General features: G+C 62.5%; 10 protein-coding genes and 1 pseudogene. 1 reads left to right on the forward strand and 10 read right to left on the reverse strand.

The features are described from left to right. Window positions 1-4: 4 nt before the first annotated feature. The 3 genes from B4E36_RS09255 to urtE all read right to left on the reverse strand — a co-directional run bounded on the left by B4E36_RS09255 (window position 5) and on the right by urtE (window position 2,152). On the reverse strand, window positions 5-307 hold the full coding sequence (locus B4E36_RS09255; RefSeq protein WP_018065206.1) for an urease subunit gamma: 303 nt from the start codon (window positions 305-307) through the stop codon (window positions 5-7). A gap of 23 nt (window positions 308-330) precedes the next feature. Beyond that, the gene (locus tag B4E36_RS09260) at window positions 331-1,170 is read right to left on the reverse strand and encodes an urease accessory protein UreD (protein WP_292054360.1); all 840 of its coding nucleotides are present in this window, start codon (window positions 1,168-1,170) and stop codon (window positions 331-333) included. Between the two features lie 286 nt (window positions 1,171-1,456). Then, a complete protein-coding gene (urtE, locus tag B4E36_RS09265) occupies window positions 1,457-2,152 on the reverse strand; it encodes an urea ABC transporter ATP-binding subunit UrtE (RefSeq protein WP_292054358.1) in 696 nt (231 codons plus the stop codon). Window positions 2,153-2,369: 217 nt separating this feature from the next. Here urtE and B4E36_RS09270 point away from each other — a divergent pair, with 217 nt between their 5' ends. Further along, complete coding sequence (locus B4E36_RS09270) at window positions 2,370-2,654, forward strand: GIY-YIG nuclease family protein (RefSeq protein WP_292054355.1); 285 nt, start codon at window positions 2,370-2,372, stop codon at window positions 2,652-2,654. 235 nt (window positions 2,655-2,889) lie between these two features. Here the strand turns inward: B4E36_RS09270 and urtD are convergent, their stop codons facing one another. The 7 genes and pseudogenes from urtD to B4E36_RS09305 all read right to left on the reverse strand — a co-directional run bounded on the left by urtD (window position 2,890) and on the right by B4E36_RS09305 (window position 11,924). Next, on the reverse strand, window positions 2,890-3,648 hold the full coding sequence (gene urtD / locus B4E36_RS09275) for an urea ABC transporter ATP-binding protein UrtD (RefSeq protein WP_345900272.1): 759 nt from the start codon (window positions 3,646-3,648) through the stop codon (window positions 2,890-2,892). A gap of 104 nt (window positions 3,649-3,752) precedes the next feature. Beyond that, window positions 3,753-4,820: pseudogene (urtC, locus tag B4E36_RS09280) on the reverse strand (urea ABC transporter permease subunit UrtC); the annotation flags it as partial. Beyond that, window positions 4,817-6,457, reverse strand: coding sequence for an urea ABC transporter permease subunit UrtB (urtB, locus tag B4E36_RS09285; protein ID WP_414673750.1), 1,641 nt, complete (start codon window positions 6,455-6,457; stop codon window positions 4,817-4,819). The pseudogene urtC and the gene urtB, both read right to left, overlap by 4 nt. Window positions 6,458-6,555: 98 nt before the next feature. Beyond that, the gene (gene urtA, locus B4E36_RS09290; RefSeq protein WP_414673751.1) at window positions 6,556-7,851 is read right to left on the reverse strand and encodes an urea ABC transporter substrate-binding protein; all 1,296 of its coding nucleotides are present in this window, start codon (window positions 7,849-7,851) and stop codon (window positions 6,556-6,558) included. A gap of 215 nt (window positions 7,852-8,066) precedes the next feature. Next, window positions 8,067-9,686: an ABC transporter ATP-binding protein gene (locus B4E36_RS09295; protein ID WP_292054349.1), complete on the reverse strand. Its 1,620-nt coding sequence runs from the start codon at window positions 9,684-9,686 to the stop codon at window positions 8,067-8,069. Further along, window positions 9,683-10,825: an ABC transporter permease gene (locus B4E36_RS09300; RefSeq protein ID WP_292054347.1), complete on the reverse strand. Its 1,143-nt coding sequence runs from the start codon at window positions 10,823-10,825 to the stop codon at window positions 9,683-9,685. Before B4E36_RS09300 ends, B4E36_RS09295 begins: the two co-directional genes overlap by 4 nt. Before the next feature lies 1 nt (window position 10,826). Beyond that, a complete protein-coding gene (locus tag B4E36_RS09305) occupies window positions 10,827-11,924 on the reverse strand; it encodes a microcin C ABC transporter permease YejB (RefSeq protein ID WP_345900273.1) in 1,098 nt (365 codons plus the stop codon). Window positions 11,925-12,014 lie beyond the last annotated feature (90 nt).

The following is a 12,014-nucleotide window of genomic DNA, read 5'->3' on the forward strand; positions in this document are numbered from 1 at the left end:
CTCCTCACCTGATCGGCTCATGCACGGTCACCAGCTTGGTGCCGTCGGGGAAGGTGGCTTCCACCTGAATATCGTGGATCATTTCGGGGATGCCCTCCATCACCTGGTCGCGGGTGATCACATGGGCGCCGGCTTCCATCAGTTCGGCCACCGGGCGGCCGTCGCGGGCGCCCTCGACCACGAAATCGGTGATCAGCGCGATCGCCTCCGGGTGGTTGAGCTTGACGCCCCGTTCCAGCCGTCGGCGCGCGACCATGGCGGCCATGGAAACCAGCAACTTGTCCTTTTCACGCGGCGTCAGGTTCATGCGTCACTCTCGTCCCGTTTCTTTTACAGATGCCAGACTTTCGGCAGATTCTGCCCGTCCCGCAAGACCTTGAGCGCGGGAATCAGGCTTTTTCGCAAACTATAGCCGTCGGCGGCGACGATGCGGGCGACGAGCTTGCCGTTCCACTCGCTGGCGCCGGCGGAAGCCTCGCCCAGTGCTTCGCGCACTTTCGGCATCAGCGCCTCCGCGCGGGGGCCGCAGTAAAGCAGCGTGGCGAAGGCGACATCGCCGCCCAGCACCGCCGTATGCGCCACCAGGTTCTCGATATCGCCGGTCATGCGCACATCCTCGGCGTGGATCAGCGTGCCCGAACGGCGCACCCGCCAGCGATCGCGGAAATTGCCGCAGCGCACCGCCTCGCCCATGGCCTTGCGGCCGAGCAACACGGCCTCGATCGCCAGGAACTCGGCGGTCTCGGCCAGATCGACATCGAGCCTGCGGTTGAGCGAGGCGTCGTCGAACAGGATCGTTTCCTGCGGCAGCCAGTCGAACCGGGCATTCTCGCCGACCCTGATCTCGGTATCGATCGCCGCCGGTCCGCTGTCGGAGCGGTAGATTTTTTCGCAGGCCTGGGTGGTCGCCGTCAGCGCCGTGCCCTCGCCGGCTTCAAGTTCCCATTGCAGTCGGTCGCCGCCGGTCAACCCGCCGGAGGTGTTGATCAGCACCGCCTCCATCGCGCCGTCGAAGCTTTCGGGAATGCGGATCTTGGCCGCACCCTCCTGATAGAAGACATCAAGACGCGTCTTGCCACCGGCCGATTTGGCGCTCACCCGGCCCGTGCCGGATGTCCGCTGCGGCCCCACGGTGAGGCCCGGCGTCAACAGTTCCATCCCGCCGCCCATGGCCCCTCCCAGGGACACGCTGACCCGACTGCGACCTGACCGGCGCGCGCACTCGCCGATCCTGCGGCCCGCCCGCGCAATTGATGCTTCCAGCCCATCGCTTTTCCTTTTTATCGTGATGCTGTCGAACGGCTAAACGCAAGTTTCATGCCGCATCGACGGGCCGGGCGAGAGATTTCAGAATTCACTCCGTCTCGCCGCGTCCCGATAAAAAGTTAAACGCAAGAGCCTCGTCTGTCGCTCCCTCAAAAGCGCACAAATTCTCCTCATTATGCGCGTCGAAGCATCACACCGTCAGATGACGGCGCGCCTCGGGCGTGTCGAGCGTTTCGGCTTCACCCTCGTGCACGATCACGCCGCGGTCCATGATATAGACCTTGTCGGCGAGTTCCCGGCAGAAATCGAGATATTGTTCCACCAGCAGGATCGCCATGCCGGTGGAATCCCGCAGATAGCGGATGGCGCGGCCGATATCCTTGATGATCGAAGGCTGGATGCCTTCGGTCGGCTCGTCCAGCACCAGGATTTTCGGCCGAGTGACCATTGCGCGGCCGATTGCGAGCTGCTGCTGCTGGCCGCCGGAAAGATCGCCGCCGCGGCGCGAAAGCATGGTCTGCAGCACCGGAAACAGCGAGAATATCTCGTCGGGAATATTGCGGTCGTTGCGCGCCAGCGGCGCGAACCCGGTCTCCAGGTTCTCGCGCACCGTCAGCAACGGAAAGATTTCGCGCCCCTGCGGCACATAGCCGACGCCGCGCTTGGCCCGACCATAGGGCGCAAGCCCGTCAAGCTTGTCACCGCCGAAACTGATCGTACCGCCCGAGATCGGATGCTGCCCGGTGACAGCCCGAAGCAGCGACGACTTGCCAACGCCATTGCGTCCCAGCACGCAGGTGATCCTGCCCATCTCGGCGGTTAGCGACACGTTTCTGAGCGCCTGCGCGGCGCCATAGTGGAGGTTGACGTTTTCAATTGTCAGCATGGAGTTGGACCTTTTTCGCAAGGAGAGGATACTGACAGGCCAGAGCCAGCCGCCTGGATCCTCGGGTCAAGCCCGAGGATGACGCAGAAAGGGGGAGAGTACGGCGCACATTCATATACGTTCTGGCGAGTGCTCCGGCAGCAAATTCTTTCCACCCCGTCCCACTCGTGTCATCCTCGGGCTTGACCCGAGGATCCAGGCAACCCGGCAAAGCGCTATGGCTGGTTATGTCTATATCGTTACCAACAAGCCCCACGGCACGCTCTATATCGGCGTGACCCGCGATCTTGAGCGGCGCATTTACGAGCACAGGGAAGGGCTCGTTCCTGGCTTCACCAGCCGCTACGGCTGCAACAGACTGGTGTGGTACGAAGAGCACTTCGAGATCGGCAGTGCGATTGCGCGCGAGAAGGCTCTGAAGCAATGGAACCGGGCGTGGAAGCTTGCGCTGGTGAATGGAATGAACCCCGGCTGGGAGGATCTTTACGAAACGTTCCTCTGAGCGCAACTGCCTGGATCCTCGGGTCAAGCCCGAGGATGACACGTGGGGAGGGGTGCGGTCTATTCTGCGACGCATGAGCGTTTTGTTCGACCTGCTGTCACGAAGGCTGCGGCAGTCGCGAGCCCGCCTCGAAGAGTTTGCGGCTTTAGCTCTCCGCCCACCCCACGGGTCATCCTCGGGCTTGACCCGAGGATCCATGCAGCCAATCCGCACGACCGCCCCCTCCATCATCCCCTCACCTCCCCAAATAATTCTCGATCACCTTCGGATCGTTCGACACGAAGTCGATCGAGCCTTCGGCGAGGACGGAGCCTTCGGCGAGGCAGGTGACCTTGACGCCGAGATCGCGGACGAAACCCATGTCGTGCTCGACGACGACCACCGCCCGCGTTCTCGCGATTTCGCGCAACAGGCGGGCGGTTTCCACGGTTTCGGCATCGGTCATGCCGGCGACGGGTTCGTCGACAAGCAGCAATTTCGGCTCCTGCGCCAGAAGCATGCCGATCTCCAGCCATTGCTTCTGACCGTGGGAAAGGTTTGCCGCAAGCTCGTCGCGACGCGCCGTCATGCGGATCGTCTCGAGGATTTCCTCGATGCGGTCGCGGTCTTCGCCGGTCAGGCTGTAGAACAGGGTCGAGAACACGCCGCGTTTGCGGTTCAGCGCCAGTTCCAGATTGTCCCACACCGTATGGCTTTCGAACACGGTCGGCTTCTGGAACTTGCGGCCGATGCCGAGCTGGGCGATATCGGCCTCATCGCGGCGGGTGAGATCGATCGTGTCGGAGAAGAACACCTCGCCCTCGTCCGGCCGCGTCTTGCCGGTGATGATGTCCATCATCGTGGTCTTGCCCGCGCCGTTCGGGCCGATCACGGCGCGCAACTCGCCGGGATCGATGACGAAGGACAGGCTGTTCAGCGCCTTGAAGCCATCGAACGAGACCGAGACATTGTCGAGATAGAGCAGGCTCTTGGCGCGCTTTTCATGGGGGCTCATCGGGCAGGCTCCTCTGCAATGCCGTCGATCCCGGCTTCTGCCTCTTCCGCGTGCTCGATCCGCTCTTTTGCGTCAGGGCCTGGCTTTTTCGAAAACCGGGGCGCAAGCGTTCCGACGATGCCCTTGGGCAGGAACAGGGTGACGGCGACGAACAGGCCGCCGAGCGCGAAGAGCCAGAAGGCGGGGAACAGGCCGGTGAAGATGGTCTTGCCGCCATTGACGAGGATCGCCCCGATGATCGGCCCGATCAGCGTCGCCCGGCCGCCGACGGCGGTCCAGATCACCACTTCGATGGAGTTCGCGGGCGCAAATTCGCCCGGATTGATGATGCCGACCTGCGGCACGTAGAGAGCGCCGGCAACGCCCGCCATCATGGCGGAGGCGACAAAGGTGAAGAGCTTGTAGTTCTCCACCCGGTAGCCGAGGAAGCGTACCCGGCTTTCGGCATCGCGCACGCCGACCAGCACTTTGCCGGCCTTGGAGCGCACGATCGCCGAGGCGAGGAACAGGCCGAGCGCCAGAAACAGGGCGGAAGCGGCAAACAGCGCGGCGCGGGTGCCATCGGCCTGAACCGAGAAGCCGAGAATATCCTTGAAATCGGTGAGGCCGTTATTGCCACCGAAGCCCATGTCGTTGCGGAAGAAGGCGAGCAGCAGCGCATAGGTCATCGCCTGGGTGATGATCGAGAGATAGACGCCGTTGACGCGCGAGCGGAAGGCGAACCAGCCGAACACAAAGGCGAGCGCGCCCGGCACCAAGAGCACCATCGCCATGGCGAACCAGAACATGTCGAAGCCATGCCAGAACCAGGGCAGCGCCTTGTAGTTCAAGAATACCATGAAATCCGGCAGGATCGGGTCGCCATAAACGCCGCGCGGGCCGATCTGGCGCATCAGATACATGCCCATGGCATAACCGCCAAGCGCGAAGAAGGCGCCATGGCCAAGCGAGAGAATGCCGCAGAACCCCCAGACCAGATCGAGCGACAGCGCGAGCAGCGCATAGCAGAGATATTTGCCGAACAGCGAGACGAGATAGGTCGGCAGGTGAAAGGCGCTGTCGGCCGGGATGATGAGGTTCGCGAACGGCACCAGCAGGGCAACCGCGAAGAGGATGATGATCGCGATCGAGACCTTGCGGTCGAGCGAGCGGAAAAGATAGGCCGTGATCATGCTTCCACCGCCCTTCCCTTGAGTGCGAACAGCCCGCGCGGCCGTTTCTGGATGAACAGGATGATGAAGACCAGCACCAGGATCTTGCCGAGCACCGCGCCGGCATAGGGCTCCAGGAACTTGTTGAGGATGCCGAGCGAGAACGCGCCGACAAACGTGCCCCAGAGATTGCCGACGCCGCCGAACACCACGACCATGAAACTGTCGATGATGTAGGATTGGCCGAGATTGGGGGAGACATTGTCGATCTGCGACAGCGCCACGCCGGCAAGACCCGCAACGCCCGAACCAAGCGCAAAGGTGAAGGCATCGACCCATGGCGTGCGGATGCCCATCGAGGCCGCCATGCGGCGGTTCTGGGTGACGGCGCGCATCTGTAGGCCGAAGGCCGATCGCTTCATCAGCAGCAGGAGGGCGGCGAACACCGCGAGCGAGAACAGCACGATCCAGAGCCTCGACCAGGTGATCATGAGCCCGCCGAGATCGAAGGAACCGGACATCCACGACGGATTGCCGACCTCGCGATTGGTGGGGCCGAAAATGGTGCGCACCGCCTGCTGCAGGATGAGCGACACGCCCCAGGTGGCCAGCAGCGTTTCCAGCGGCCGGCCATAGAGAAAGCGGATCACGCCGCGCTCGATCACAAGGCCGACGGCGGCGGTGACGATGAAGGCGACCGGCAGCGCGATCGCCAGCGACCAGTCGAACAGATGCGGATAGGCGGTGCGGATAATCTGCTGCACCATGAAGGTGCAATAAGCCCCGATCATCACCATCTCGCCATGGGCCATGTTGATGACGCCCATGACGCCGAAGGTGATCGCAAGCCCGATCGCCGCCAGAAGCAGCACGGAACCGAGCGACAGCCCGTACCAGACATTCTGGGCCAGATCCCAGAAGGCGAGCCGCTTTTCGATCTTCGCCTGCGCCGCGTCAATCTCGTCCTGGAGATCAGGGCCGACGCTGGAACGGGCCGAGAGCAGGATCGAGATCGCCTCCCGTCCGCCGATATCGGCGATATCGGAGATCGCTTCGGCTTTCTCCTCCGGGCTACGGTCGGAATTCAGCACCGAGACGGCGCGCGCCTGCGCCAGAACCGAGGCAACCTCGCCATCCTCTTCCTTTTCGAACGCCTGCTCGATCAGGATCAGATTGTCCTCGCTCGGCGCCTTCAGCAGCGATTGCGCGGCGGAAAGCCTTGTGCCGCGATTGGGGCTCATCAGCGTCATGCCGGCCAGTGCCGCGTCGATGGTGGAGCGCAGATTATTGTTGACCTTGACCTTGTCGAGGTCGCGTTTGGAAAGTTCGCCAGCCTCCTCGCCGGTCACCGGATCGATCAGCAGAAGGTCGCGGCTGGAAGACCCCTTGCGGGTGATGAACACCTTGCCATCGCTCTTGCGGGTGTAGAGATCGCCGGCGGCAAGCGCCTTCAGGGCGGGCACGGCGGCATCATCGCCGGTGGCGGCCAGTTCATTGACCAGGGTTTCGGTCTGGCCGAAGCCGCGGGAGGAACCGAACCGGTCGATCGTGCCGGCAAGGTCGGTCTGGGCAAAAGAAGACGAGGGCGCATATGTCAGAAACAAAATGGCTACTAAAACGAATGCTCTGAAACAGTGCATCTGGAATATTTTGGACATATGCGCCCCCAATTGACGGCCTTCGAAATATCCGGCCGCCCCCCTGTTAACCGAGCGTGATCGCATTGGAGCCGATCGCGCCCGGCGTCGAGCCTGGATTATTCAGCCATACCGCCGCATTTGCCGGTCTCGACATTGAAGTTGCCGCACGACATCGGAGCGCGCCAGTCGGCAATCAGGTTCTTCGAGTCCGGCAGGAAGTCGGACCATGCATCGCCGGCGACGAGGCCGGGGGTTTCGTAGACGATGTCGAACTGGCCATCGTCCTGGATTTCGCCGATCAGAACCGGCTTGGTGATGTGGTGGTTCGGCATCATCGCCGAATAGCCGCCGGAAAGGTTGGGAACCGCAACGCCGATCAGCGCGTCGATAACCGCATCCGGATCGGTGGTGCCGGCCTTTTCGACCGCCTTCACCCACATATTGAAGCCGATGTAATGGGCTTCCATCGGATCATTGGTCACGCGGGCGTCATCGCCGGTGAAGGCGTGCCAGGCATCGATGAAGTCGTAATTCGCATCGGTGTCGACGGACTGGAAGTAGTTCCAGGCGGCGAGATGGCCAACCAGCGGCGCGGTGTCGAGACCGGCAAGCTCTTCCTCGCCGACCGAGAAGGCGACAACCGGAATATCGGAAGCCGAGATGCCCTGATTGGCGAGTTCCTTGTAGAACGGCACGTTGGCGTCGCCATTGATGGTGGAGACAACGGCGGTCTTCTTGCCTTCCGAACCGAAATTCTTGATGTCGGACACGATCGTCTGCCAGTCGGAGAAGCCGAACGGCGTGTAATTGATCATGATGTCTTCTTCGGCAACGCCGTGATCCTTGAGATAGGCTTCGAGGATCTTGTTGGTGGTGCGCGGATAGACATAGTCGGTACCGGCCAGCACCCAGCGCTCGACGCCGTCATTCTCCATCAGGTAGTCGACGGCCGGGATGGCCTGCTGGTTCGGCGCGGCACCCGTGTAGAACACGTTGCGCTGGCTTTCCTCGCCCTCATACTGGACGGGGTAGAACAGGATGTTGTCGAGTTCCTCGAACACCGGCAGCACGGACTTGCGCGACACCGAGGTCCAGCAGCCGAACACGGCGGCGACATTGTCGCCCTCGATCAGCTCGCGCGCCTTTTCGGCGAACAGCGGCCAGTCGGACGCCGGGTCGACGACGACCGCCTCGAGCTGCTTGCCGAGCAGGCCGCCCTTCTCGTTCTGCTGTTCGATCAGCATCAGCATGGCGTCCTTCAGCGTGGTTTCCGAAATCGCCATCGTGCCGGACAGCGAATGCAGGATGCCGACCTTGATCGTGTCTTCCTGGGCATAAGCCATGCCGCCGATGCCGGCGGTGGTGAGCGCGGCGAGAAGCGCTGCGCTGGTCAATCCCTTTGTGAAATTCATCGTTCGTAGTTCCCCTCAACGACTATCGCCTGAATGGCTTTGGATTTCGCGACGCCGCGAGAACGGCGCCTCGTCCAACTATCGTTGAGGGCGGGAAAACCCCACATACGTCATTTGACGTAGTTCAGGGGGGAAAGGCGACGGGCCCGGCTCTTTTGCCGCGTCGGGCTATCGAAAAACCGGATTCCACTTTTTCGCCCGACGCTCCGGGAGGATCAGTCCGCCTCGACCGGTTCGATATCGAAGGCGGCGGCGAGCAGCGCCTTGGTGTACTCGGCCTGCGGGTTCTCGAACACGTCCTTGGCGGGGCCACGCTCCACCACCTCGCCAAGCCGCATGACGATGATCTCGTTCGCCAGCGCCCGCACCACTTTCAGGTCGTGGCTGATGAACAGATAGGCAAGGTTATGCTTCTTCTGCAGCGCGGAAAGCAGGTCGACCACCTGCGCCTGCACGCTCATGTCGAGCGCCGAGGTCGGCTCGTCCAGCATCACGAAGCGGGGTTTCAGCACCATGGCGCGGGCGATCGCGACGCGCTGGCGCTGGCCGCCGGAAAACTCATGCGGATAGCGCCAGCGGGTGGCTGCATCGAGGCCGACCTCCTCCAGCGCCGCGCCGACGCGGGCCTCGCGTTCGGCGGCGGACAGTCCGCGCTCGTGGATTTTCAGCCCCTCGGCGATGATCTCGCCGATCGACATGCGCGGGGAGAGCGAGCCGTAAGGGTCCTGAAACACGATCTGCATCTGCTCGCGCAGCGGCTTCATCGCCTTGAAACTGTAGGCATCGATGTCCTTGCCGACAAAGGCGATCCGTCCTTCGGATGAAATCATCCGCGTCAGTGCCAGACCGAGCGTGGTCTTGCCGGACCCGCTTTCGCCGACGACGCCGAGCGTCTCGCCGGCCCTGAGCTTCAGCGAGATGCCGTTGACGGCCTTGACGTGATCGACGGTCTTGCGCAGCAGGCCGACCTTGACCGGGAACCAGACCTTCAGATTGTCCGCCTCCATCACCACCTCGCGCGCGGGATCATGCGCCGGCGGCGTGCCCTTTGGCTCGGCGGCGAGCAGGTGTTTCGTGTAATCATGCTGCGGATCGTCGAATATCTCGGCGACGGGGCCATGCTCGACGATCTTGCCCTTGGTCATCACGCAGACCCGGTCGGCGAATTTGCGGACAATGCCGAGATCGTGGGTGATGAACAGCATCGACATGCCGTGATCGCGCTGCAGCGATTTCAGCAGTTTCAGGATCTGCGCCTGCACGGTGACGTCGAGCGCCGTCGTCGGCTCGTCTGCGATCAGCAATTTCGGGCGATTGGCGAGCGCCATCGCGATCATCACCCGCTGACGCTGGCCGCCGGAAAGTTCGTGCGGGAACGCGCCGAGACGTTTTTCCGCCTCGCGGATGCCGACCTCGTTCAACAGCTCCAATATCCGCTTGCGCGCGGCAGCCCCGGTCAGCCCGGCATGCAGCGCCAGCGTTTCGCCCACCTGCCGCTCGACCGTGTGGAGCGGGTTGAGCGAGGTCATCGGTTCCTGGAAAATCTGGGTGATATCGCCGCCGCGCACCTCACGCAGCGTTCGGTCATCCGCCTTCAGAAGATCGCGGCCTTCGAACAGGATTTCCCCGCTGGGATGGCTTGCCGCCGGATAGGGCAGCAATCGCAGCACGGAGGCGGCGGTTACCGATTTACCGGAGCCGCTCTCCCCCACCAGCGCCACCACCTCGCCCGGCATGATATCGAACGACACCCGGTCGACGGCAAGGTTGTCTGCCCCGCCCTGGCGGAAGGCGACGGAAAGGTCCTTGACGGAAAGAAGCGGCGTCTTTGTCATTGGAACGTCTTCCTCGGGTCGAAGGCATCGCGCACCGCTTCGCCGACGAAAACCAGCAGCGACAGCATGATGGAGAGCGTCATGAAGGCGGTGATGCCGAGCCAGGGGGCCTGCAGATTGCTCTTGCCCTGATTGACCAGTTCGCCGAGCGAGGGCGAGCCCGGCGGCATGCCGAAGCCCAGGAAATCGAGCGAGGTCAGCGTCACGATCGCGCCCGACAGGATGAACGGCACGAAGGTCAGCGTCGCCACCATGGCGTTCGGCAGCAGATGGCGGAACATGATCGTGCCGTTGCCGACGCCAAGCGCGCGGGCGGCGCGGACATATTCGAAATTGCGCGCCCTGAGAAATTCCGCGCGCACCACCGCCACGAAACTGACCCAGGAGAACACCAGCATGACGCCGAGCAGCACCCAGAATCCGGGCGGCAGGATCGCGGCAATAATCAGCAGAATGTACAGCGTCGGAAGCGACGACCAGATCTCGATGAACCGCTGCATCAAGAGATCGACCCAGCCGCCGAAATAGCCCTGAACCGCGCCCGCGCTGACGCCGATGACGGCGGAAAAGCCGGTGAGCAGCAGGCCGAACAGCACCGACACGCGGAAACCGTAGATCACCCGGGCCAGCACGTCACGCGCCAGATCATCCGTGCCAAGCCAGTTCATGTTGCCGAGCACGCAGCCCGGATCGTCGACGCCCTGCGGATAGCCGGCGCAGCGCTCCTCCTTGCTCATCAGCCAGAAGGGTGGCGTCGGCGCGGAATAAGGCACATTGGCGTTGATCGTGCGGTAGGAATAGCGCACCGGCGGCCAGATCATCCAGCCATTGGCCTCGATCTCCTCTTGAATAAAGCCGGAGCGGTAATCGGTGACGGCCAGAAAGCCCCCGAATTTCTCCTCCGGATAGTCGACCAGAACCGGAAACAGGATCTCGCCATTGTAGGAAGCGATCAGCGGCTTGTCGTTGGCGACGAATTCGGCGCCGAGGCTGATGATGAACAGGAACAGGAAAATCCACAGCGACCAGAAGCCGCGCCGGTTCGCCTTGAAGTTCTGCCAGCGTCTTGCATTCATCGGCGACAGGATGCCGGATTTCGGCACGTTCGCCGCCACGTCGGGGGATGCGAGCTCACTCATCTCACACATCCCTCTTTTCGAAATCGATGCGCGGATCGATCCAGGTGTAGATCAGGTCGGAGACGAGCCCGATCACGAGGCCGAGAAGCGAGAAGATGTAGAGCGTGGCAAACACCACCGGATAATCGCGATTGACCAGCGACAGATAGCCGAGCCGGCCGAGACCATCGAGCGAGAACACGTTTTCGATCAAGAGCGAGCCGGTGAAGAAGGCCAGGATGAACGAGCCCGGAAAGCCGGCAATCACGATCAGCATCGCATTGCGGAACACGTGGCCGTAGAGCACCTTGTTCTCGGTCAGCCCCTTGGCGCGGGCGGTGACGACATATTGCTTGCCGATCTCGTCGATGAATGAGTTCTTGGTCAAAAGCGTGGTGGTGGCGAAGGACGACACTGAAAGCGCGATCAGCGGCAGCGCCAGATGCCAGAAATAGTCGAGGGGCTTCCGCCACAAGGGCAGTTGGGAAAAATTGTCCGAGACAAGACCGCGCAGCGGAAACCAGTCGAAGAAAGAGCCGCCGGCGAACAGGATGATCAGCAGGATGCCGAGCAGGAAGCCCGGAATGGCGTAGCCGATCACGATCACGCCAGAGGTCCAGACATCGAAGCGCGAGCCGTCCTTCACCGCCTTTCGGATGCCGAGCGGGATCGAGATGCCGTAAGACAGGATCAGCACCCACACGCCGAGCGAGATCGACACCGGCAGCTTGTCGATGATGAGGTCGATCACCGAGGAATTGCGGAAGAAACTGTCGCCGAAATTGAAGGTCGCGAAATCCCGCATCATCAGCAGATAGCGGGTCAGCGGCGGCTTGTCGAAGCCGAACTGGCGCTCGAGATCGGCGATCAGTTGCGGATCGAGCCCTTGTGCGCCGCGATAGCTGGAGGAGGACGCGCTGTCGAAACTGTCCATCGACATGCCGGCATCCGAGCCGCCGGAAATCCGGCTTTCCGCGCCGCCGCCCTGGCCGTTGATCTCGGCAATCACCTGCTCCACCGGCCCGCCCGGCGCGAACTGCACGATGACGAAGGAAATCGTCATGATCCCGATCAGCGTCGGGATCATCAGCAGGATGCGGCGAAGGATATAGGAGCCCATCAGGCGTGTCCTCTGACAGAGCCTAACCGCATAGCCCCCCTCAATCTCCCCCCTTGAGGGGGAGATGCCCCGACAGGGGCAGAGAGGGGT

Source organism: Martelella sp. UBA3392, from assembly GCF_002358775.1.
GTDB lineage: Bacteria > Pseudomonadota > Alphaproteobacteria > Rhizobiales > Rhizobiaceae > Martelella > Martelella mediterranea.